Raw genomic sequence first — 21,648 nt, 5'->3', positions numbered from 1 at the left:
TGTCTATTACAATAGATACATAGTTTCTATCTTTGGTTGCATTATTTTTATTAATAAAAGTGCAACCGAGGGCTTAGTTTAGGTATCTATAATAGTATGAATGACTTAGCTCTTGTGAAAAGAGTGTTGAGTAATGCTCCTGGCAGCTTTGATGAACTAGTACAGTCCTATCAAAAGCTTGTCTGGCAAGTTATCTCAAGACTTGTTCAAAATCAGGATGATACGCTTGAGCTCAGTCAGGAGGTATTTTTACAGGTATATTATAAACTTGAACAGTTCAAAGGAGATAGCTCACTTGCTACTTGGATAGGCCGAGTTGCCTATAATTTTGGACTCAGGTTTTTGCAAAAGCAGGGGCGGGCATTACCAATTGTTGAAGGACACTCTGTTGAGCAGGAGACTAGTAGAAAGGAAGCTGACGAACTAGGTGGTCAATTTGAGCGGGTTCAACAACTAGCTATAAAGGAAGCACTGGCTGAGGCTCTGGCTCATCTGCCACCTGAGCAAAGAACCATTATTAGCCTATACCACTTTAATGATATGACAACTGTTGAAATTGCAGAAATTTGCAATATGCCGCAGGGGACAGTTAAAAGTCATTTATCTAGAGCGCGTGAAAGACTTAAGTCGGCGCTTGAAAGCAGCAGGAAGATTTTATGACGAACGAATTTGATCAAAAACTATGGCAGGCTCAAGAAGCTGCATTTATTGATTACAAGTCAGACCAACAAAAACTTGGGCCCCTTAATAAAAATACAGAGGCCTATTATCAACTTTATCATTTACTGAATGAAGCTGAGGCAGAGAGTCACCAGCCTCCAGAGTTCTTTATGAAAATGGTTACTCATAAAATGAAAAGGCGACAAAAAACTCAGAAAATAAAGGCCTTCAGTAGCTGGTTAATAATCATTTTGCTCGCTGTAATGGTAATAACAACGTTTATTACTGCGGCAAAAAAGTCGATACTTCTTACTAATATTACTGAAGTCGCACCATGGTTTTTCATAGCGGCCACCGTAGCTGCTATTGCGATAACAGCCACGGGAATTAATAGATTACTGACAAGCTTTCGGCACAATACTATTCAGAATAATTAAAAGGATTGTCTAAGCTGTGGCTAGGCTCTGTAAACCATTTAGGCCCTGTATCAGTCATATAAAAATGATCTTCTAAACGAACGCCAAGGGTTTTTGGAATAACTAACATTGGCTCGTTACTAAAGCACATCCCCGGAGCTAGAGGCGTTTTATCCCCGCGAACCAAGTACGGCATTTCATGAATTTCTAAACCAATACCATGTCCAGTTCGGTGAGGCAATCCCGGTAAATTATAATCAGGGCCATATCCTTGCTCGGTTAAGTATGAACGAGCCGCTTCATCAACATCCTAATTAATGGGGTCAGAGTACATTTTTTAACCTTAATCCATAGCGCACAACAATGATGGTTAAGTTCTGATACTCATTAAAAACTCGGGCTATATAATACAGCTAAACCCATAACCAAGATTATTCTTATGGCAAGGAAGCCACGATTAGATTTATCAGGATGTACCCAGCACATCATTCAGCGAGGCAATAACCGGCAGGTGTGTTTCGTTTCGGAAGAAGACTTTTCACTTTACGCTCATTATTTATACAAAGCATCAAAGAAGTTTGATGTGGATATTCATGCTTGGGTTTTCATGACGAACCATGTTCACTTGCTAGTCACTCCTAAGGTGGCTGGTGCAGTATCAACAATGATGCAATCGGTAGGGCGTCGCTACGTGAGATACTTCAATCATACCTATCAACGAACAGGAACTTTATGGGAGGGGCGTTTTACTATTAATGGGGTCAGAGTAAATTAATCCATTTTGTAGTGCAGGTGGAAGCATTGACGGCAAGTAAGTTAGTGGTAAGAGATGCTAGTAGACCCAAGAAAGTTAAAAATGTACTCTGACCCCATTAATTCCCTACAAGCTTATGGAGCAGGTGATGCCTGGGTGGGAAACAAATAAAGAGGTTTTGGATAAGGAGTATGTAAATGAACTGGAGTAGGAGAAAGAAATGATACCGTTCACGATTTTGGCAGTTTTAGCCACATCAAAGCAACAACTAACACCTGTAGGAATTTTGATAATTGTACTAATTCTGCTTTCCCCATTTGTTTACAGTTGGATGAAAAGTGCAAATGTAAAGACCAAGTTTAAACAATTACTTCCAGAGGTTATTGATGCTCATAAGGGAATGTTAGAATCTGTTACCATTAGAAGCGTAAATCCTCGGTTAAAGTCAGCTATTGCTAACGAGATAAAAAAGTATCGTAAGTTAAGTGAAGATCATACTACGCTTGCAATAACTAAAGCACTAGAGGTGTCTGTTGTTTTATATTATTTGAATAAACAATATGATAAGGTAATGAGTGATAATAGGTTCAATATATACTTAGAAGTATACATTGAAGGTAAAATGGAAAAAGATATTGAGAAAGATCCATTTCTTGCCGAGTCCGGTTTGGATTCAGAGGAAATTATTGTTGAATTTGTTAATGATGATGAAATTATTTTCAACGCCCCGCCAGTAAGGTTAAAGCAGTTTATAGAACTAGTTGTGAACTCAAAGCAGTTCTCTGGAAATAGATTGGTATATGGGGGAACAGGGATTGTGTATTACTCTAGCCGACAAGAGTTAGAGGTAAAGTTTTTAGAAAGACAGGAAGTATTCAGAGAAGGTCTAAATGATTGTCTTTTGAGATTCTGCGGTTATAAGTAGCCATCGGAAAAGAAGCTAGTATGTTATTTTTAAAAAAAGCCCGACAATTTCTTGTCAGGCTTTTGTTTGAGAGGCGTATAGGAGCCTCTCAGTTCCCCCAAAAGAATCAGGTTAGTCCCAAGATAGGGCGCCACCTGTTTGATATTCGATTACTCGAGTTTCAAAGAAGTTTTTCTCTTTCTTCAAGTCCATAATTTCGCTCATCCATGGGAATGGGTTTGAAACGTTTTTGAACTGTGCAGGAAGACCTAGCTGGGCTAAACGACGGTTACAGATGAACTGCAAGTATTCTTCCATCATGTTGGCGTTCATGCCTAATACACCGCGTGGCATAGTGTCACGAGCGTATTCGATTTCTAGCTGAGTGCCTTCTAGAATCATCTGCGTCACTTCTTTTTGGAACTCTTCAGTCCAAAGGTGTGGGTTTTCCAACTTGATTTGGTTAATCACGTCAACACCGAAGTTTAGGTGCATCGATTCGTCACGCAAAATGTATTGGAACTGCTCAGCAACACCAGTCATCTTGTTACGACGACCCATTGATAGAATCTGAGTGAAGCCACAGTAGAAGAAAATACCTTCGGTAACACAGTAGAAGCCGATAAGGTTTCTCAGAAGCTCTTGATCCGCTTCAGGCGTACCAGTTGTAAACGCTGGATTCGAGATACCTTGAGTATGCTTAATACTCCAGGCAGCTTTTTTAGCGATGCTTGGAACTTCGCGGTACATGTTGAAGACTTCGCCTTCGTCCATGCCTAGAGATTCGATACAGTACTGATAAGCGTGTGTGTGGATCGCTTCTTCAAACGCTTGGCGTAAGATGTACTGACGACACTCTGGGTTTGTGATTAAGCGATAAATAGCGAGCACTAGGTTGTTAGCAACTAATGAGTCAGCAGTAGAGAAGTAACCTAACGAGCGCATGACGATTTTACGTTCGTCGTCAGTTAGACCGTTCGGGTCTTTCCAAGTTGCAACGTCTTTAGTCATGTTGATCTCTTGTGGCATCCAGTGGTTTGAACAACCATCAAGATATTTTTGCCATGCCCAGTCGTACTTAAATGGCACAAGCTGATTCAAGTCAGCACGACAGTTGATCATTTTCTTGTCGTCAACTTCGATACGCTCAGCGCCCATCTCAAGTTCTTCCAAACCAGGGGCTACGTCAAGGTTTTCAAGCGAGGCTTGAGCTTTGGCAACGTTATCCATAGCTTCCGGCTCAACATACTCTTTAGTCGCTGGCTTTGCTGTGGCTACAGGCTCAGGCTGTTGCGCTGGCTCGGCTTTTGGCTGCTGCTGTGGCGGTGTTTTCTGCTCCGCTTTTTCTTCTTTTTCGTAGTCGTCCCAGTTGAACATATTTCTACCTCATTTATTTCTTTGTGTTGCTAATTCGTTAAACGTCTAAAAAAGGGGAGCGATAGGCTCCCCGATAGTGTTACTGACAAGCTTCGCAATCTGGCTCATCGATGGCGCAAGCTTTTGGAGCAGTGGAGCCGACTGGGGCTGCTGATGATACTGCGTTTAGCTTGCCATCACTGATGGTCGATTTTTCTGTGCTTGTCGCGCCCATTGAGCGCAAGTAGTAAGTGGTTTTAAGACCACGGAACCATGCCATGCGGTAAACCATATCAAGTTTCTTGCCCGATGGTTCGCTCATGTAAAGGTTCAATGATTGAGCTTGGTCAATCCATTTCTGGCGACGGCTCGCTGACTCGACTAACCACTTTGGTTCAATTTCAAAGGCGTTAGCAAACAAGTCTTTCAGTTCTTGTGGAATACGGTCGATGGCCTGCAAGCTACCTTCGTAGTATTTCAGGTCGTTAACCATCACGTTGTCCCACAAGCCGCGCTTTTTAAGCTCGTGAACCATGTATGGGTTTACGACTGTGAATTCGCCCGAAAGGTTCGATTTCACGTATAGGTTTTGGTACGTCGGCTCGATAGATTGCGAAACACCCGTGATGTTCGAAATCGTTGCAGTCGGAGCGATTGCCATAACGTTAGAGTTACGCATACCCACTTTCTGTACGCGCTCACGAAGCGAGTCCCAGTCCATCGTGCTGCTAGTATCTACTTCGATGAACTCTTCACCACGCTCTTCGATAAGCTTTTGAATCGAGTCGAGAGGCAAGATGCCTTGTGACCATAGAGAGCCCGCGAAGGTTTCGTATGAACCACGTTCTTCAGCAAGGTCAGTCGATGCTTTAATCGCGTAGTAAGAAATCGCTTCCATCGCGTTATCGGCGAAAGTTACAGCGTCTTCAGACGAGTAAGCGATGTTCTGTACGTATAAGGCATCTTGGAAGCCCATCATGCCTAGACCGACTGGACGGTGACGCATGTTAGATTTACGCGCGGTTTCTACTGGGTAGAAGTTAATATCAATCACGTTATCCAACATACGAACAGCGGTAGTAACTGTTTTCTCAAGCTGTTCGGTGTCTAACTTGCCATCTACCATGTGCTTAGGCAGGTTAACCGAACCAAGGTTACAGACAGCAATTTCTTCGCCAGCTTTGGTGTTCAGCGTGATCTCTGTACATAGGTTTGAGCTGTGTACAACGCCTGCGTGCTGCTGTGGCGAGCGCAAGTTACATGGATCCTTGAAGGTAATCCATGGGTGACCTGTTTCGAACAACATCGATAGCATTTTGCGCCACAAGTCTTTGGCTTGCATGGTTTTGGCTGTTTTGATTTTGCCGTACTTCGCCATTTCTTCGTAGTATTCGTAACGCTCTTCGAACGCTTTGCCGTATAGGTCGTGCAAATCAGGTACTTCGTCCGGGCTGAACAATGTCCATTCGCCGTCAGTGCTGACGCGCTTCAAGAATAAATCCGGTACCCAGTTAGCAGAGTTCATATCGTGCGTACGGCGACGATCATCACCAGTGTTTTTACGCAACTCTAGGAATTCTTCGATATCGATGTGCCACGTTTCTAAGTAAGCACACACAGCACCTTTACGTTTACCACCTTGGTTTACCGCAACAGCTGTATCGTTCGCTACTTTTAGGAATGGAACAACACCTTGCGACTTACCGTTAGTGCCTTTGATGTAAGCGCCAAGACCACGAACTGGCGTCCAGTCGTTACCTAAACCACCCGCGAACTTAGACAGTAGGGCGTTATCTTTAATAGCGCCATAAATGCCTTCAAGGTCATCCGGAACGTTGGTTAAGTAGCAGCTAGAAAGCTGAGGACGTAGTGTGCCTGAGTTAAATAGGGTTGGCGTTGAGCTCATGTAGTGGAACGTCGAAAGAATGTTATAGAACTCAATCGCGCGCTCTTCACGGTTCTCTTCATTAATCGCAAGACCCATAGAAACACGCATCCAGAATACCTGTGGTAACTCGATACGAACTTCGTCTTTGTGGATAAAGTAGCGATCGTATAGGGTTTGAATACCTAGGTATGTGAACAATAAGTCGCGATCCGCTTGGATTGCGTTGCCTAATTTTTCAAGGTCGAAAGACAGTAGCTCAGGGCTTAATAGTTCATGCTCTACGCCAAGCTCTAAGTATGCTTTAAAGGCTTGCGGGTAGATAGCTGTCATTTCGCTTTGCGTCGCACGCTTAGTCACATTCAACTCACGCAAAGCTTCAGTACGGATATTGTCGAGCAATAAACGCGCTGTTACGTATGAGTAGTTTGGTTCAACTTCGATCATGGTGCGAGCTGTCATAACCAGTGCTTGATAAACGTCGCTTAAAGCCACGCCATCATATAAGTTACGCATGGTATCTTTGATGATCTGATCAGCATCAACGTCGTCAAGGTTTTTACAAGCTTCAACCACAACAGTGTGTAAACGTTGAACGTCTAATGGCTTTTGTTTGCCATCTGTACCGGTCACAGTAACAGCATTGTCGCCAACTAAAGCATCAAGCTTGTCGTTGTCGCGAGCAGCACGCTCTTTAGCGCGCTCGTTACGGTATAAAACATAGGCGCGAGCAACTTTTTGCTCACTATTACGCATTAAAGCAAGCTCAACTTGATCTTGAATGTCTTCGATATGAATGGTGCCACCACCAGGCATACGACGCTCAAATGCTTCAGTAATGTGCTTAGTCAGTTGGCGGACTGTTTCGTGTACGCGTGAAGACGCTGCTGCATTGCCACCCTCTACGGCTAAGAACGCTTTCGTCATTGCCACTTCGATTTTGCTATCGTCATACGGTGTTACTTTACCGTTACGACGAATCACACGAAGTTCTCCAGGCTTATTCGCTTGGATTTCTGGGCTTGCGTCCGAATGTTGAGTTTGGGTTGATGCAGCTGACTGTTGTGCTTTGCTGACTTCGGTTTCCATCTTGCCTCCACAGACCTCTTGATGCTTATTTAACGATTTATATGTCCACAGGAGTTAAATCGTTAGGTGAATACAGGTTTTTGATTGTTATTTGTACAAAATCAATGCGCTTTGGCTATAAATCAACGAGTTAGGACAACTTGTTAACTCACCATATATTGTATGCCAGAAGCCAATAGATACAAGATAGTGCGTTTTTGCATTAGAAGCAAGAGCATATCTTGTGTAATTAGCTGTGGATAACTTGTGTGAAAAGGTGGGGTAACTTTTAAGCCCTTGTGCCGTCTGCATTTGCGCGTGATCAAGCGCTTTTTACTATTTTTTTATTTTTACATTTTCAGACTGAAATTAGGTTCGGATAGACGATAAGGTGCTTGATATCTAAGTCGAACCCTATATCTTGTGATAGCTCATAGTCATAGTGGCTCGGGAAGATTGCTTTTAGGCGTTCTTTGTTCGGTAATTCAAGTTCATACTCAATAATAGCGCCTTTAAATACCTTGTGGCTGACCTTGGCATGGTGCTTTGAATTTGCCTTGGGCTTTAGGTCGTCTGGGCGCATTAAGACTAGGACATCTTGCTCGGCCGCAAAACCTGAACCGTTTGCAATGTCAAAAGTGCCGAGAACAGTTTCTACCGTATCTGTGTTTTCGCAGATTTTTCCAGCGATAAAATAACCCTCGCCAATAAAGGAAGCTATCTGGGCATCCTGTGGCTTGTGGTATAGGTTATAAGGGCTGTCCCATTGCAATAAACTTCCTTCGTGCATGACACCAATATAGTCTGACATGGCGAAAGCTTCTTGCTGATCGTGGGTCACAAGAAGGTGCGCAATGTTTTGATCGGCCAACACTTCCTTTAACTCGCGAGCAAGAGAGCGGCGTAAGTGAGTATCGAGGCTTGAAAAAGGTTCGTCTAGTAGAATCAGCCTAGGCTTCGGCGCAATAGTACGCGCTAGGGCGATACGTTGTTGTTGGCCACCGGATAACTGGTGTGGATAACGCTCAGCCATTTTAGCAAGGCCAACGAGTTCGAGACATTCTTGCACACGCTTGGCTTTCTCATGTTTTTTGAGATGGCGTAAGCCAAAGGCGACGTTATCGAAAATGGTTAAATGAGGGAATAGGGCGTGATCCTGAAACACTAATCCTAGCCCGCGTTTTTCCGGTGGCATTAGGTAGTGAGCGTTGGAGCATTCTTCGCCATGAATACGAATTGAGCCATCAAAAATCGGCTCCAAACCTGCTATAGCGCGTAGTAGCGTCGTCTTGCCACAACCACTCGCACCGAGTAAACACGCGCTATCGCCTTGGTTTAAGGTGAAGCTAACGTCTTTAACGATGACTTGATCGCCATAACGGCATTCGACTTTATCTAGCTGAAGTAGAGGCTGTTGGTCACTCATGCGCTAATTGAAGTGGTATTCATTATCATTTAGGTTGGCATTGTAACCACCCATGGACAATAAGCCTAGTTTTAGTTAGAAATAATTCGGAATTGGCGTCATGACTTATTGTTTTTCAAAGGTTTGAAAGACAGGGGCAATTAGAATTATAAAGAATCATTGGCTAGGGGTGCTAAAGCGTCTTGAAAAGCGTTATAATCGCCGCCACTTAAACAGAGTGTAACTAGTTAATTGAGGATCCCATGAGCGAAACTATCGAGCAGATTAAGCAGCAAATTGCCGACAATAAAGTCGTGATGTATATGAAGGGTTCGCCAAAACTTCCTATGTGCGGCTTTTCTGCCCAGGCAGTACAGGCGTTAATGGAGTGTGGCCACGAATTTGCTTACGTGGATATTTTGCAAAACCCAGACATTCGCGCTGAGTTGCCAAAATATGCTAACTGGCCGACTTTCCCACAGTTATGGGTAGACGGCGAGCTTATCGGCGGTTGTGACATTATTTTAGAAATGTTCCAGCAAGGCGAATTACAGCAAGTATTGGATGAGTCTTACGGCAAGAAGCCTGAGTAAGCCTTATTGAGCGATACATAAGAAAACAAAAGAGCCGCACTTGATGCGGCTTTTTTTGTGACTTTTTTGTCAGTAATTAAAAGTATTGTGTCAGCTTCTTATTGTGAAGCGACTGAACTGGCGCTCCCCCAATATTATGATCATTTTGTCATTAGTCTTAATCGCTGCTACGTTAGGTTTTAGTGTCGCGCAGTCTACACGCTTAGTGATAATTCTGATGGTACCAATTGCAGCTGTAATTGCTTTAATCACACCAGTTTATAGCCGATATGCCATGGCGCTATCTACCGCTACGAAAGGACAAATAAGTGGCAAATTAGCTGTCGCCCATACTTCAGGGTATCCGATTGGCAGTCTTTTGGCGGGGCTAGGTTATGTAGAGCTTTCATCTTGGTGGTTATCGCTCAGCCTAATCGCTGGCATCATCTTTATCTTAAGCTGTGTGGTCGTTTATAAAAGCCGCTTAAGCGCCTATTCAATCTTAGCGAGTAACATGTAACTGTGATGAGGCGCTCGGGGAATTGCATTTGAGGTAAACTGTCAGTATTGTTTGAAAGCATAGAATCCTAAAACAGATGAATATAAAAGGATATTGATGAGCCAAGAAAAGCTAATCGCACTATTTATCGATACTGACAATGTGTCGAATAAATACATTGACTTAATTTTGTCGGACTTAGCCAGTCATGGACGAGTCGTCATTCGTAAAGCGTATGGTAACTGGACTAAGGATGGCCTAAAAGGTTGGATCGAGTTACTACCTGAACATGCTATCCAGCCCATCCAACAGTTCGATCTAACCAAAGGCAAAAACGCTACGGATATGGCGATGGCGATTGATGTCATGGACGTTCTGTTCACCAAAGAAGTCGATATCTTTTGTTTAGTCACCTCGGATTGTGACTTCACGCCTTTGTCGATGCGCTTGATTAATGAGGGCAAGTTGGTATTTGGCTATGGCGAAAGCAAAACGAAGGATGTCTTTAAAAACTCCTGTAGCCGCTTTTTAGTTCTGGATTCAAAGCTTGATAGTGAGCAGTCGCAAAGAACTAACCCAAGCAAACTGAAACAAGACACTAAGCTTATTTCCTTGATTCGGGATGCGATTGACCTCAACTCTGACGACAAGGGCTGGGCGTCGCTAGGTCCTATTGGTTCTTTTATTACCAATAAATCATCGATCGATATTCGAAATTATGGCTATAAAAAACTGAGCGACTTGATCAAGGTGATTGACTTGTTCCAGACCAAAAAAGTGGGCAATCAGATTGTAGTCAAAGATATCAAGAATGAAGACACCGAAGTTTGACGTCATTGGTCACCGCGGTGCGATGGGGCTTGCACCAGAGAATACGTTGTTGTCTTTTAAAAAAGCCTTGGAGATTGGCGTCGATGGTGTGGAGTTCGATGTTCAAAATATAGATGATGAGCTTTTAGTATTTCATGACGATACACTAGATCGGACTACCAATGGTTGTGGACGATTGCTCGATTACTCACTTAATGATTTGCGTCAACTCGACGCAGGGCAGGGCGAGAAAATTCCTTTGTTAGCGGAGGTTATCGAGCTCATCGGCGATAAAGCATTTATTAATATCGAGCTGAAAGGAATCAATACCGCCAGCCTAGTGATGAAACTCGTTAAACTTCTCGATAAAAGGCGATTTAAGAAAGAGCAGTTTATTATTTCTTCGTATCACTTTTCAGAGCTGTACCTAATCTATGAGTTTGATCCCGAGATTCGTATAGGAGTGATTGCCGACGACCAGCCGATTATTGCTTTCGACTTTGCCGATGAAATCAATGCCTACAGCTTCCACCCAAGTTACTCGATGCTGAATCAAGCTTTAATCGAGCAAGCCCATTCCACAGGCATGAAAGTGTATGTCCACACGGTAAACGAGTTAGATAAAATTCAGAACTCTAGGGAGCTTGGTGCCGATGGTATCTTTACCGACTATCCCGATAGAGTACGGGACTTTCTCGCTAATGAAAGAGCAGGTGAGATGTAGGTAAAGTCGGGATACCAATAAAGAAAAAGGCGCTAAAAAGCGCCTTTAATGAAAATCAAAATGCTTAACGTTTAGTTACCGTTCTTCTTCATCTTTTCAGCCTGGTAATTCTGAAGGCCAATCTTCTCGATCAAGCCTAACTGTGTTTCTAACCAATCTACGTGCTCTTCTTCGCTCTCTAAGATTTCTTGTAATAAATCACGGCTCACGAAATCACGAACTTTTTCGCAATATTCGATACCGTCGCGTAAGTCTGGGATCGCTTGTAATTCTAACGCTAGGTCACACTCTAAGATTTCTTTGGTGTCTTCACCAATGCGTAAACGACCTAGATCTTGCAGGTTTGGTAAGCCTTCAAGGAATAAAATACGCTCGATTAACCAGTCCGCGTGCTTCATCTCATCGATCGATTCTTCGTACTCGTGGTCGGCTAATTCTTTTAAGCCCCAGTCCTTGTACATGCGAGCGTGTAGGAAGTATTGGTTGATGGCCACTAGCTCGTTGCCTAGCACCTTATTCAATATTTCAATAACTTTTGCGTCGCCTTTCATATATCTCTCCAATTAATGAACTATTCCTCCATTGTAGGAAGCTTGAACCAGTTTAGCAAGCCAAAGGTTCTCTAAGTTATTGAAATTAAATAGAAATCAGAAACGTTATCAATTGGAATCAATTCTTGTTTGGACTTGTTTCTCAATCAACAGCGTAACTCTCTGACAGCGTTACTAAATAGATACGGGTTATTTATAGCAGGGGGTATAGGAGAGGGTGATTCGAGAATAATGGAGCGAGCTTGCAGGAATTGAAAAAGTAGCAGAAAGCTTGTTGCTTCAACAAGCTAAAGCATTGGACTGCAAATAAAGACTTAGGCAGCGTGAATAGCTATTCTGCCAGAGTCCGCGTTCAACTGCATATCCAGCTCAGCACGAGTTGCCCTTAAAATCTGCTTGGCATCGCGTGCGCATTTGCCACATTGAGTCGCTACACCCATTTTATTAAGGCATCGCATAGAGCAAGCACCTTCACAGGCCGCTTTTTTGATTGCTTTGTCTGTGACCGCTTTACATAGACAAACGTACATAAATTCAATCTCTCTTGCAGTATTTAGGATACAAATTCTTTATGGGCAGAATTTTCTTACAAATGAGAATGATTGTCAATCATTTTAACATTGCTATTTGGGTTGGCGCATATTTTGAACTGATTGGGCATAAAAAAAGGCCACTTGCGTGGCCAAAAGGAGCTTCTTAGGGGTAAGTAGCGTAACTATGATATTTGGATTTAATAGAAGCTCAAAAGGAGTAACCTATGATACTTAAGCTTTAAAGCTTGTAGCGTGAGGCCGTTTCAGCGACACGTTTGCCCAACATCTTAGCTGTTTCACGATCAGACGTTGGTGGAGCGACATCAGCACCTTGGTCAGTATTACTTTGCGCCATAGCGCCTAAGTAACTGCCAATACGATTAAGATCGTTGACTGACGCGGTGCTGCTGTTATTACCAGGCATTAAGCCTAGACTAACCCATAACATACCTTGCTGAGCCGCGAATACCGACATTTGCATTAACGTATTGAGCTTGTCGCCGCTTTGTGAACCTGAATTAGTGAAGCCGGCTGCTAGTTTGTCTTTCCAACCTTGCTCAGCCCAGACTTTCGATGACTTATCCATAAAGCCTTTAAAGTCGGCACTAACGCTACCCATGTAAGTTGGGCTACCAAAAATTATGCCTTTGGCATCCGCTAGATCATCCCAGTGTTCGTCAACTTTATCGACCGGAACCAGTAGAGCATTAGCGCCACCTTCTTTGATGCCTTCGATAACAGCTTCTGCTAAAACTTGTGTATGACCGTAGCCACTGTGGTAAACCACTGCGATTGAATTGCTCATCTTGTATCCTCCAGTGTTTGTGAATAAACACGCTAAAATTAACTTGATGGCGCTAATATATTCGTTTTATAGTTATTCATAAAATGAATCATCTGGATAACCGTTATGCACATAGAGAATTTTAGAAACGTCGATCTCAACCTGTTACTGCTACTGGATGTAATCCTCGAAGAGCGACATATCTCTAATGCCGCGGTGCGATTAAACATGAGTCAGCCGGCAGTCAGCCGTTCTTTACAGCGCTTACGAGAAACCTTAAAAGATCCCTTATTAATTCGAGTCGGAAGTGGTTATCAGCTAACCGAAAGAGCGCTTCAGATTCAGCCTCGACTAAAAAGCTGGTTGGCCGATTTTATGTGTCTAATGCAACCTGAGGAGTTTGTGCCCAAAGATGCCACAGGTGAGCTCAGCATCATGTCGATGGACTCGGAAATCAGCTTATTTCTTCCTAATCTGTGGCAAGACCTACAAAAAGAAGCGCCTAATGTCGCTATGCGATCCATCAGTTATCGTCCCGACGCTGTGACGCTTTTAGAAGAAGGAGAAATCGACTTCTTAATTATTGATGATAATAAATCCCTCAACAGCACCAAGTATCACCATTTCCATCTAGTACAACACGACTTTGTGATGGTTATGGCATCGAGCCACAAACTTGCCAGCGCCAAAACCATCAGCAAAACTGCCTATACGCAACAAAGGCACGGCTTAGTCACCGTAACCGGAAAAGGGCAGGGGCTAGTGGATACCCTGCTCGAAAAAGAAGGATTGAGTCGAAACATAGCCCTGTTCGTCCCAACCTTTCACCTAGCGATGGATATTTGTAGTCGCACCGATCTGATTTTTGCCATGCCTCGCCTGGTTGCGGAAAAAGATGCCGATAAATATGACATAGTGATTAAAGAACTGCCCTTGAAAACACCGTATTTAGACATATATCTTTACTGGCATGAGCGTCAGCACCAAATGGCGCTTCATCGGTGGTTTAGAGGTCTCATGCGTGATAGTGTAAGGCGCACGAAAGAAGCGATAACTGCTTAATATATAGGTGTTTTAGTAAAAAGCTATGAACCCATAGCTAAAACTAATCTATCGTGTGATCGCATAAGACATACCCATACAAAAGCGTATAATACGCTCACGAATTTTAAAACATAAAACTCTTGGAGGAAATAATGGGAGTATTAGTAAGCCGTAAGGCACCAGATTTTACTGCTGCAGCTGTTTTAGGTAATGGCGAGATTGTTGAAGATTACAACTTTGCAGAAGCAACAAAAGGCAAGCCAACTGTTCTATTCTTCTACCCACTAGACTTCACATTCGTATGTCCGTCTGAGTTAATCGCTTTTGACCGTCGTCTAGCAGAATTCAAAAAGCGTGGCGTAGAAGTTGTAGGCGTATCTATCGACTCACACTTCACACACAACGCATGGCGTAACACAGCAATCAACGACGGCGGTATCGGCCAAGTTGGTTACACGCTAGTAGCAGACGTAAAGCACGAAATCTGCCAAGCGTATGACGTTGAGCACCCAGAAGCAGGCGTAGCATTCCGTGGTTCATTCCTAATCGACAAAGACGGCGTAGTACGTCACCAAGTCGTCAACGACCTACCACTAGGCCGTAACGTTGACGAAATGATCCGCATGGTAGACGCGCTTCAGTTCCACGAAGAGCACGGCGAAGTTTGCCCAGCTGGCTGGAACCAAGGTGACAAAGGTATGGATGCGAGCCCAGAGGGTGTTGCGAAGTATCTTTCAGAAGAAGCTGACAAACTATAAATAACTGGTTAAATTGTCCAACTTCATTGTTGGTTGATGATTTTTCATGCTCAATGACCTTTGGTGACCGAAGGAAATACCTTTAAGTATCACCTCCGCTGAAAAACCACCAACCGCCTCGAATTTGAACAATTTTCCTGCGTAATTTAAAAGCCCTGGGGTGAAAGCCTTGGGGCTTTTTTTTTGTGCTCGAAAAAATAAGGAATGTCATCCTGAACTTGATTCAGGATCTTGCAAACGTATTTAAGGGACTTAATAAGATCCTGACTTTCGTCAGGATGACAAGCCAGTCGAGTCCCAAGGCTTACATTTTGACACTCCCCAAAACTTACAGTAATCTCTACCTGAACACTAAATAAACTAAACTAAGAATACAGGAATAGGGCTGTAGGGAAATCGCCATTTAGGACACATTTTATTGGAACCCCAAGCGATACTACACTTCAAAACCGCCTTTACTAGGGTATTAACCACTTTTTTGGAATGATAATTCTATAAAAATTAGTGAGTTATAACAGAGTTCGTGTATTCTTAAGTTAAGCAAATTAATCTCGCTTCTCATGCCAAGATTTATTGCACAAGGATTTGGAAGATGAATAGCATACAAGAAGATCATCATTCACAAGAACCCGATGGCTTCGAAGCTTGGGTTAATGAGCGCCCTAAGTGGCTACAATCCGCAGCGCGATTACTTATTGACTCAAAAAGAATGCCTAATGAAGAGGAAATAGCAGAGCTTGCAAGGCTATGCTTTAAAGAGGCGTCGGGGGCAAAGGAAGGCTTCTCTAAAATAATACCTGGTGCTTTGGCTCAGGCAGCTCAACGCCCAGAACTACGTATCAATAACATTTCCGGTGTCTCAGGTGTTAACGCAATCAAAGCAGGTGCATCTATTGCATTTGGCAATACAAACCTTGCAGTTATATATGGTGCAAATGGATCAGGGAAAACAAGCTTCTCTCGCATTCTGAAACAGGCATGTGGCTCAAGAGCTAAGGATGAGCTGCTAGGCAACGTATTCTCGAAAGAACCACCACCCGCTACGGCGGATATAGAGTTATCTTTAAATGGAAAAGCACAGTCAGTTCCTTGGACCCTTAGTGGTGGAGCATTAGCACATCTACGTCATGTTCATGTTTTCGATACAAAGACTGCGCAAATGTACATGGGAAAAAACGAAGCGACATATGAGCCAAGTAGTATGCGTTTCAATTCATCTCTAATTACAATATGTGATCGTGTGTCAACATTTCTGAAACAAGAAAAAATGAAGCTCACGTCGAAGCTCCCTAGCACCCCTCCAATGTTAATCCATGCTGCGCCAATACAATGGCTAAATACACTTAAAGCCACCACCAAGCCAGAGGTTATTGAACAAAAATGCGAGTACTCTAAAGAGCTTGACGATGAGCGCGTTGCGATAGAAACAGCTTTGGCTCAAAAAGACGTGGAAGGCCGTCTCAAAGCTATTGCGCAAGATAGAATTGTTCATAAACGAATAAAAGATGGAATCGATAGCTTAAAGCTTGGTTTGTCTGATGAAACAATTCAAGCTCTAATTACTGCGAGATCTGATGCAAAAAATAAGCGAAATATTGCGAACGAAGGGGCTAAAAAGGTCTTCTCCAATGTTGCCCTTGATGGTGTGGGACAAGGCACATGGATGGCACTATGGAGGCATGCAAAAGAATTTTCTGAAAATAAATGGGGGCAGAGTACAATAACTCCAAAGCCGCATAATGCGGCCTTAGCTGTAAAAGATATACAAGTGCTATTTCAAAAGTGGTGAATCTAGGGTGTCGGAGGGTGTGCCGATAAGGTTCTCCACAATATTTTTTATCATGGCGAGGTCAACGTGCTTTTCTTTAATGAGTGCACGCGTAAGCTCATCTAGAGATTTTTCGCGCTCGGTCTTTTCGCTGATTTCTTGCGCTAAGGCTTCTAGTAAAATAACTGCGCGCGCGGTTTTTTGCCCAGTTGAGGAGTGGCCGCGTAGTTTTTTGATATCTTTACTCCAGTCTGCTAACCAGTTGAAAACGCGTTCGCGTCTGTCCTCGCTCAAGCCACCGCTACGGTAAAGGATTTCAATGGCGTAGTATTCAGCTAGGCCTTCCACTATCCAGTCGTCGTTACCTTTATCGGTAATACCGGTTAGGGTGTGGAACAGTTCGTGTAGTAAGGGGCTAGTACCGTTTTCACTAACCATGGGGCGGTCGGCATGGAAAAATAGTGAGTTGGGGCCAGATAATCCACCGCGCCACATAGGATCGGGTGCGGACACAACGAGTATTCTAGGGGGTAACTCACCCACCAATTCGTGAAGCTGTGGCCAATTCATCAGGATAAAACTGACTAAATCCATACGTTTTACACTTGAATTTTGAGGCGCGCTGATGGCAATGTGAGTGCCATTCAATTTCTCTCGGCGGGTGCCAAGTTTTCCAGCGATAAACCAGCCGGTGGGGCGATCAAAGCGGCGTTCGGGGTTGTCAATAATAAAGTGTCGATCGTCTTTTTTAGGCCAGCCACTGTTTATGCTGTTCCAATGTTGAGGCAGTTCAAAGGTGAGAGTGGCCTTACTGTGGGCGCCTGGCTTGGTGCGTACCTTGGCGGGCGGAATAAGGTCGTCGCCACGGAATATGGCAAAATCTTTTTGATAGATAGAGTCATACGCGCCGGGGCTGCGTTCATGATTAAGTTCCACTGTGTAACTCAGACGAGCATTTTTTTCCGGTGGCTGCCAAATAGCTCGGCCATCTTTTAGCTCTAGCTCGCCATTGCCCTTAACGTTGCTATGGAAGCTCTCGTCGAGACGGAAATTAATACTATTGACAAGCTTGGCATCGGGCAGGGTAATTTGAACCTCTGCCTGCTCGGTGTCAGGATTAATGGTGGCGTGGTATTGCAACTGATACGTTTTTGTTTGCTTGGCCTTGGCGGTCATTACAGTTAGCAGGCACAACGAGATTAATAGTAGCCCTGAGCGGAATAGCAGCCCTGAGCGAGATAACAGCCCTGAGCGAAATAGCAGATACATAAATAGCTCCGTACGTAGCGATTTAACGTAAAGATGTTACGAATACAGCTAAGGTTGCGTGATTTAGCGATCGCTATCAACCGTCACGATCACATTATTTGTTAAATAAGTTAAATTTGTTGTAACGGTATCATTTTATTCTTATGTGCCGCCTTGATGTTAATAAAGTTAAGGCTTTGGGGAGCTGAGTTAGAAAAAGTGAGTCTTAGTAAGACTTGTGAGTATGTAAGCCCCAAGTATTGCTTGGGGCTTTTTTGTGGGTGCTGATTATCTATATCTGCTTATCAGAAAGCTTGATCGCTAAATCTTGAGCAAAACCACACATGGTGAGAGTTGGGTTCCAGGAGCCTGAGGTTGGAAAAATTCCTGCACCCGTGACGTAGACATTGTTCACGCCGTGTGGGCGGTAGTCTAAACCTACCACGGAGCTTTCTGGATCTTCGCCTGCCCAGATTTGTGAGGCTTCGTGGACAATGATGTTGAGGCGGATCTGGTCGACGGGTGGTTTGTCGGTGGTCCAGTAGCCACTGCCGTCTGGGGTGTCTATCCAGTATTCGATTTCTGGTGTGGTGCTCTCTGAGGTCGTGAGCGCTGCTATGGTTTGGTAGGTGGCTGTGTCGAGTTGATCCCACAGGGCCTTCTCTTCATTGCCCAGAATTAATTGTAGCGAGATGTTGGTGGTTGGGTCTTTGCCTTTGTTGAGCTTGATCCAGTTGTCGCTGTTCTTTTCGCTAATTTCCCCTAGGGTTGCGCAAACAAAGACGACGTAGTCTTCCGAGCCAATAAGTTGCTGCATGGTGGGTGCGGCGGCAGCATCGGGGCATTCGCGTGCGGTGGTGACTTTGTCTTGTTCAGGGTTGCTTTCGGCGAAGACGCTGGCTTGGACGTGGTACTGGTAGCCTGATGCATCCTTTCCGTCGAGGTAGACGGCACCGATTTCTAAGTCTGAGAGGTCTTTGTAAGCTGAGCGTTTAACTCGGGCGGTAACGTGGGACATGAAGTGGCCAGTGTAGCGTTGGCCTGCGTTCGGGAGTTGGTCACCGAAGGAGTTCATGAGCAAGGTTGCTGGCGGTATCGCGCCCATGGCGAGAATGATTTTAGCGCTAGATACATTGACTGCTCCGCGGTCGGTGTCGATAGCGATAACGGTGCCTTTGTCGTCATGTAGAAGTTCTTGCACCACGCACTGGTCAACGATGGTGAGTTCGGTGCCTTTTTCTTCTTTAGCGAGTTGCTGCTGGCGCTGGTGGATATTGAGTAGCGTGCCTACGGTTGAATACTTATAAAACTTGACGGTTTTCCACTCGGAATTGTCCACGGCGATTGGCGCTGGGTAAGCGTTTTCGGCGGAGGGTACAAACTGTTTGAAGTTCTTGGCGATGTTTTGATCGAGCTGAGTTTGCAGGTTGGCGTAGACGCCATCATTAATTTTGTCCATCGAAGTGACGTGTAGGAATTCTTTTGCTCGTGGCCAGAACTCTGGCTCAAGGGTGGTATCGACTAAGGACTGTGGCCAGTCGCGCATTAAGTCTGGCGTTGGAGAAGGGCTCCATGCACTCCAGTAAGTCGAACGTCCGCCAACGATTGGCATATAACCTGCTTGGAAGAACTCAGGCGCTGTGTTGACCATTTCGGTGGTTCGTGACCAAGGGTAAGTCGTCGGTGGTGAGCCGGTTGTTGCAGCAAAAGCATCGGGTAGCATTTGATAGTGTACTGGCAACCAGAAGCCACCTCGCTCAAGCACCAGAATTTTCGCACTTGGATTGTCTTTATAGATTTGGTCAATAAAAGCCACGCCTGTCGGACCTGTGCCAATTACAATGTAGTCGTAGACTTGGTTTACGATAGTCTTCCAGTCGCATTCAGAGGCAAAAAAAGCGTTGCCTGCGATTTGATCGGCGCTAGCGCCCTGGGGGCCTGGAACGGGGTAGCCTTGGCTTTCGCCCGCTGGCTCGGGATTGACTCCTTTAAAAAACTTGCTGTAGTTTAACGTCATTCGATGATTCCTTCTATGCTATATGGTGTTAATGATTATTATTTTGCTAGCTTAAGAAGGGCGGTATGAAGCGTTTTCTGCATCCCTTCAGAAAACTAGATATATCGAGTATAGCAATACAAAAGTTGAACAAACAAAAGGTAAGTAACTGTTCGGATTAGTCTATGCAAAGAAGCATTAAAACAACGATATATCACTAATTATTAAAGCGTATAAGCCTTAATATGTAGGTGTTTAAGCTTTAAGTTGCCAGCGTTGGGTGTGTGATACTGGGGCGCGAGCTTAACCCCAGTTTCTTGATGGATTAACTTTTAGTGATTTCTAGGGACAGCTTTCTTTGTGTACCACGCCCAATAGTTCTGTTGGGATTAACATATCAACGTCGTCGCCTTGTTCTGGGGTGCGCATGGCGTAGTCGCCTTTAACTTCAAACAGGAGCTGCTGCTGAGCCTGATCTTTTAATGCGATGTAGGTCGCTTCAAGTTCGTAGAAGTTGCCTTCTTTAGCGACGGGGTAGCTTAGGTTGTTACTACAGTCGATGAAAGTGGCTTTATCTTGATGATATACGTAGAGCCCTTTCTTTATTTCTGGCGAATCTTGAGTTTCAGTTTCTTGAGGCTCGGTCGGGCTATTAAAAATCTCTTGTGAATCTTCGGTTTGTTGTTGGTTTTGCGTTTCTTGAGGTTGTTTCTCGTTTGTCTTTTTAGGAGCTTTATCATCGGAGCAGGAGAGCAGCGCGCTAAGCGCTACCGCTACCAGTGATGTTTTTAAAAGGTGTTTTTTAGTTGCCATAATTAATTACCTGTTATTCACCTTTGTATATTTTAACTGCCGATTGTCCGTTACTGGTTTTCCAGCCGTGATACATGCCTTCAGTGTTAAAGCTGGCCATAATATTGGCGCCTGCGTCTAAACCGATAACGCCACCGTCACCGCCCATGTCGACGAGTTTTTCATGAATTACTTCGTCTGCGGACTGTTGAATTCCTTGGCGCTTGTATTTTACGCGCGCGCAAATATCGTGAGTGACGGCTGCACGAATGAAGTATTCGCCGTGGCCAGTTGCAGAAACACCGCAGTTTTTGTCGGCATAGGTTCCTGCTCCAATAATTGGTGTGTCGCCAATGCGGCCGTAACGCTTATTTGTCATACCACCGGTTGAGGTTGCGGCGGCAATATTACCGTCTCTGTCCAAAGCAACCGCACCTACGGTGCCGAACTTTGAGTTTTTAGCTTCGTCTTCGGAGAGCTCAGGTTTTTCAGGTGTGTGTTTTAGGACCTTTTGTAGCTGATCCCAGCGGCTTTGCGTGAAGAAATATTTCGTATCAACTAGCTCAAAGCCCAGTTCTTTGGCGAATGCTTCGGCACCTTCGCGCGCCATCATGACGTGAACTGAGTCTGTTCTGACTTTATCGGCTAGTAGAATAGGATTTTTGATGTGGCTCACGCCAGCGACGGCACCTGCGGACAAGTCATCGCTATACATAATCGATGCGTCGAGTTCGTTGACGCCTTCGTGGGTAAAAACAGCACCCTTGCCTGCATTGAAAAGAGGGGAGTCTTCCATAATAACGATTGCGGCTTTTACGGCTTCGACGCTGGTGCCACCTTTTTCTAATACCGTGTAGCCTGCTTCTAAGGCTTCATCGAGCTTTTCACGGTAGGCTTTTTCAGTTTCTGGCGTCATGTTCTTTTTCAGTATAGTACCTGCGCCACCATGAATCACCAGCCCGTATGGGCGCTCTGGCTTGGTTATGGCAAAGCTGCTGAAACTGACGGTCAATAGAGCCGTTAATGCTAAAGCTTTAAGGAGTTTGGTCATCATTGCGTTTTCTAAACCATTTTATTATTGAAGTTTTAACGTTCTATCACATGGCAGGCAGCTTGTTAAC

General features: G+C 44.3%; 20 protein-coding genes and 2 pseudogenes. 11 read left to right on the top strand and 11 right to left on the bottom strand.

Annotated elements, in window-relative coordinates; translation table 11 throughout:
- The first annotated feature begins 96 nt into the window (after positions 1 to 96).
- Positions 97 to 660: an RNA polymerase sigma factor gene (locus tag ABD128_RS03720; protein ID WP_343986726.1), complete on the top strand. Its 564-nt coding sequence runs from the start codon at positions 97 to 99 to the stop codon at positions 658 to 660.
- The gene (locus ABD128_RS03715) at positions 657 to 1,097 is read left to right on the top strand and encodes a hypothetical protein (RefSeq protein WP_343986723.1); all 441 of its coding nucleotides are present in this window, start codon (positions 657 to 659) and stop codon (positions 1,095 to 1,097) included. The genes ABD128_RS03720 and ABD128_RS03715 overlap by 4 nt, the downstream gene beginning before the upstream one ends.
- Here ABD128_RS03715 and ABD128_RS03710 read toward each other — a convergent pair.
- Positions 1,081 to 1,386 (bottom strand): annotated as a pseudogene (locus ABD128_RS03710) (M24 family metallopeptidase); the annotation flags it as partial. The gene ABD128_RS03715 and the pseudogene ABD128_RS03710 overlap by 17 nt on opposite strands.
- Positions 1,387 to 1,515: 129 nt before the next feature.
- Between ABD128_RS03710 and ABD128_RS03705 the strand changes: the two are divergent.
- Together ABD128_RS03705 and ABD128_RS03700 are read left to right on the top strand one after the other, a co-directional pair.
- Positions 1,516 to 1,824, top strand: a pseudogene (locus ABD128_RS03705) (transposase); the annotation flags it as partial.
- Between the two features lie 226 nt (positions 1,825 to 2,050).
- Complete coding sequence (locus ABD128_RS03700) at positions 2,051 to 2,755, top strand: hypothetical protein (RefSeq protein WP_343986720.1); 705 nt, start codon at positions 2,051 to 2,053, stop codon at positions 2,753 to 2,755.
- A 111-nt stretch (positions 2,756 to 2,866) separates the two neighbouring features.
- Here ABD128_RS03700 and ABD128_RS03695 read toward each other — a convergent pair whose 3' ends face one another.
- The 3 genes from ABD128_RS03695 to ABD128_RS03685 all read right to left on the bottom strand — a co-directional run bounded on the left by ABD128_RS03695 (position 2,867) and on the right by ABD128_RS03685 (position 8,469).
- Complete coding sequence (locus ABD128_RS03695; protein ID WP_343986718.1) at positions 2,867 to 4,111, bottom strand: ribonucleotide-diphosphate reductase subunit beta; 1,245 nt, start codon at positions 4,109 to 4,111, stop codon at positions 2,867 to 2,869.
- Positions 4,112 to 4,190: 79 nt separating this feature from the next.
- On the bottom strand, positions 4,191 to 7,064 hold the full coding sequence (locus ABD128_RS03690) for a ribonucleoside-diphosphate reductase subunit alpha (RefSeq protein WP_343986715.1): 2,874 nt from the start codon (positions 7,062 to 7,064) through the stop codon (positions 4,191 to 4,193).
- Between the two features lie 337 nt (positions 7,065 to 7,401).
- Positions 7,402 to 8,469 carry an ABC transporter ATP-binding protein gene (locus ABD128_RS03685; protein ID WP_343986713.1) on the bottom strand — a complete coding sequence of 356 codons (1,068 nt, stop codon included), beginning with the start codon at positions 8,467 to 8,469 and terminating at the stop codon, positions 7,402 to 7,404.
- Positions 8,470 to 8,711: 242 nt separating this feature from the next.
- Here ABD128_RS03685 and grxD point away from each other — a divergent pair, with 242 nt between their 5' ends.
- The 4 genes from grxD to ABD128_RS03665 all read left to right on the top strand — a co-directional run bounded on the left by grxD (position 8,712) and on the right by ABD128_RS03665 (position 11,053).
- On the top strand, positions 8,712 to 9,041 hold the full coding sequence (gene grxD / locus ABD128_RS03680) for a Grx4 family monothiol glutaredoxin (protein ID WP_046560841.1): 330 nt from the start codon (positions 8,712 to 8,714) through the stop codon (positions 9,039 to 9,041).
- Positions 9,042 to 9,144: 103 nt separating this feature from the next.
- A complete protein-coding gene (locus tag ABD128_RS03675; protein ID WP_343986709.1) occupies positions 9,145 to 9,540 on the top strand; it encodes a hypothetical protein in 396 nt (131 codons plus the stop codon).
- Positions 9,541 to 9,636: 96 nt separating this feature from the next.
- Positions 9,637 to 10,350 carry an NYN domain-containing protein gene (locus ABD128_RS03670; protein WP_343986706.1) on the top strand — a complete coding sequence of 238 codons (714 nt, stop codon included), beginning with the start codon at positions 9,637 to 9,639 and terminating at the stop codon, positions 10,348 to 10,350.
- Positions 10,331 to 11,053 carry a glycerophosphodiester phosphodiesterase gene (locus tag ABD128_RS03665; RefSeq protein ID WP_343986703.1) on the top strand — a complete coding sequence of 241 codons (723 nt, stop codon included), beginning with the start codon at positions 10,331 to 10,333 and terminating at the stop codon, positions 11,051 to 11,053. The genes ABD128_RS03670 and ABD128_RS03665 overlap by 20 nt, the downstream gene beginning before the upstream one ends.
- A 71-nt stretch (positions 11,054 to 11,124) precedes the next feature.
- Here the strand turns inward: ABD128_RS03665 and bfr are convergent, their stop codons facing one another.
- From bfr to ABD128_RS03650, 3 genes are all read right to left on the bottom strand, one after another.
- On the bottom strand, positions 11,125 to 11,604 hold the full coding sequence (bfr, locus tag ABD128_RS03660; RefSeq protein ID WP_110198888.1) for a bacterioferritin: 480 nt from the start codon (positions 11,602 to 11,604) through the stop codon (positions 11,125 to 11,127).
- A gap of 314 nt (positions 11,605 to 11,918) precedes the next feature.
- Complete coding sequence (locus ABD128_RS03655; protein WP_110198887.1) at positions 11,919 to 12,134, bottom strand: (2Fe-2S)-binding protein; 216 nt, start codon at positions 12,132 to 12,134, stop codon at positions 11,919 to 11,921.
- A gap of 241 nt (positions 12,135 to 12,375) precedes the next feature.
- Positions 12,376 to 12,942: a flavodoxin family protein gene (locus tag ABD128_RS03650; RefSeq protein ID WP_343986697.1), complete on the bottom strand. Its 567-nt coding sequence runs from the start codon at positions 12,940 to 12,942 to the stop codon at positions 12,376 to 12,378.
- A gap of 105 nt (positions 12,943 to 13,047) precedes the next feature.
- Here ABD128_RS03650 and ABD128_RS03645 point away from each other — a divergent pair, with 105 nt between their 5' ends.
- The 3 genes from ABD128_RS03645 (at position 13,048) to ABD128_RS03635 (ending at position 16,512) form a co-directional block, all read left to right on the top strand.
- The gene (locus ABD128_RS03645; protein ID WP_343986694.1) at positions 13,048 to 13,983 is read left to right on the top strand and encodes a LysR family transcriptional regulator; all 936 of its coding nucleotides are present in this window, start codon (positions 13,048 to 13,050) and stop codon (positions 13,981 to 13,983) included.
- Positions 13,984 to 14,117: 134 nt separating this feature from the next.
- Positions 14,118 to 14,723, top strand: a complete 606-nt coding sequence (locus tag ABD128_RS03640) for a peroxiredoxin C (RefSeq protein ID WP_110198884.1) — start codon at positions 14,118 to 14,120, stop codon at positions 14,721 to 14,723.
- A 592-nt stretch (positions 14,724 to 15,315) separates the two neighbouring features.
- Positions 15,316 to 16,512, top strand: coding sequence for an AAA family ATPase (locus ABD128_RS03635; protein WP_343986687.1), 1,197 nt, complete (start codon positions 15,316 to 15,318; stop codon positions 16,510 to 16,512).
- Here ABD128_RS03635 and ABD128_RS03630 read toward each other — a convergent pair.
- From ABD128_RS03630 to ABD128_RS03615, 4 genes are all read right to left on the bottom strand, one after another.
- Positions 16,495 to 17,760, bottom strand: a complete 1,266-nt coding sequence (locus tag ABD128_RS03630) for a gluzincin family metallopeptidase (protein WP_343986685.1) — start codon at positions 17,758 to 17,760, stop codon at positions 16,495 to 16,497. The genes ABD128_RS03635 and ABD128_RS03630 overlap by 18 nt on opposite strands.
- Before the next feature lie 271 nt (positions 17,761 to 18,031).
- Complete coding sequence (locus ABD128_RS03625) at positions 18,032 to 19,756, bottom strand: GMC oxidoreductase (protein WP_343986682.1); 1,725 nt, start codon at positions 19,754 to 19,756, stop codon at positions 18,032 to 18,034.
- A 321-nt stretch (positions 19,757 to 20,077) separates the two neighbouring features.
- Positions 20,078 to 20,548: a hypothetical protein gene (locus tag ABD128_RS03620; protein WP_343986679.1), complete on the bottom strand. Its 471-nt coding sequence runs from the start codon at positions 20,546 to 20,548 to the stop codon at positions 20,078 to 20,080.
- 13 nt (positions 20,549 to 20,561) lie between these two features.
- Entirely contained in the window at positions 20,562 to 21,581 is a 1,020-nt protein-coding gene (locus ABD128_RS03615; protein ID WP_343986676.1) for an isoaspartyl peptidase/L-asparaginase family protein, read from the bottom strand.
- Positions 21,582 to 21,648 lie beyond the last annotated feature (67 nt).

Origin of the sequence: Kangiella japonica (assembly GCF_039523535.1) — a bacterium.
Lineage (GTDB): Bacteria > Pseudomonadota > Gammaproteobacteria > Enterobacterales > Kangiellaceae > Kangiella > Kangiella japonica.
The sequence above is the reverse complement of the archived record's forward strand: the minus strand, read 5'-3'. Positions and strand labels throughout refer to the sequence as shown.

Excerpts from the sequence above, each read along its gene's own strand:
- ABD128_RS03720 (WP_343986726.1), top strand. The coding sequence starts at position 97 with ATGAATGACTTAGCTCTTGTGAAAAGAGTGTTGAGTAATGCTCCTGGC.
- ABD128_RS03700 (WP_343986720.1), top strand. The coding sequence starts at position 2,051 with ATGATACCGTTCACGATTTTGGCAGTTTTAGCCACATCAAAGCAACAA.
- bfr (WP_110198888.1), bottom strand. The coding sequence starts at position 11,604 with ATGAAAGGCGACGCAAAAGTTATTGAAATATTGAATAAGGTGCTAGGC.
- ABD128_RS03690 (WP_343986715.1), bottom strand. The coding sequence starts at position 7,064 with ATGGAAACCGAAGTCAGCAAAGCACAACAGTCAGCTGCATCAACCCAA.
- ABD128_RS03670 (WP_343986706.1), top strand. The coding sequence starts at position 9,637 with ATGAGCCAAGAAAAGCTAATCGCACTATTTATCGATACTGACAATGTG.
- ABD128_RS03665 (WP_343986703.1), top strand. The coding sequence starts at position 10,331 with ATGAAGACACCGAAGTTTGACGTCATTGGTCACCGCGGTGCGATGGGG.
- ABD128_RS03715 (WP_343986723.1), top strand. The coding sequence starts at position 657 with ATGACGAACGAATTTGATCAAAAACTATGGCAGGCTCAAGAAGCTGCA.
- ABD128_RS03685 (WP_343986713.1), bottom strand. The coding sequence starts at position 8,469 with ATGAGTGACCAACAGCCTCTACTTCAGCTAGATAAAGTCGAATGCCGT.
- ABD128_RS03640 (WP_110198884.1), top strand. The coding sequence starts at position 14,118 with ATGGGAGTATTAGTAAGCCGTAAGGCACCAGATTTTACTGCTGCAGCT.
- ABD128_RS03615 (WP_343986676.1), bottom strand. The coding sequence starts at position 21,581 with ATGATGACCAAACTCCTTAAAGCTTTAGCATTAACGGCTCTATTGACC.
- ABD128_RS03635 (WP_343986687.1), top strand. The coding sequence starts at position 15,316 with ATGAATAGCATACAAGAAGATCATCATTCACAAGAACCCGATGGCTTC.
- ABD128_RS03655 (WP_110198887.1), bottom strand. The coding sequence starts at position 12,134 with ATGTACGTTTGTCTATGTAAAGCGGTCACAGACAAAGCAATCAAAAAA.
- ABD128_RS03620 (WP_343986679.1), bottom strand. The coding sequence starts at position 20,548 with ATGGCAACTAAAAAACACCTTTTAAAAACATCACTGGTAGCGGTAGCG.
- grxD (WP_046560841.1), top strand. The coding sequence starts at position 8,712 with ATGAGCGAAACTATCGAGCAGATTAAGCAGCAAATTGCCGACAATAAA.
- ABD128_RS03650 (WP_343986697.1), bottom strand. The coding sequence starts at position 12,942 with ATGAGCAATTCAATCGCAGTGGTTTACCACAGTGGCTACGGTCATACA.
- ABD128_RS03630 (WP_343986685.1), bottom strand. The coding sequence starts at position 17,760 with ATGTATCTGCTATTTCGCTCAGGGCTGTTATCTCGCTCAGGGCTGCTA.
- ABD128_RS03625 (WP_343986682.1), bottom strand. The coding sequence starts at position 19,756 with ATGACGTTAAACTACAGCAAGTTTTTTAAAGGAGTCAATCCCGAGCCA.
- ABD128_RS03645 (WP_343986694.1), top strand. The coding sequence starts at position 13,048 with ATGCACATAGAGAATTTTAGAAACGTCGATCTCAACCTGTTACTGCTA.
- ABD128_RS03695 (WP_343986718.1), bottom strand. The coding sequence starts at position 4,111 with ATGTTCAACTGGGACGACTACGAAAAAGAAGAAAAAGCGGAGCAGAAA.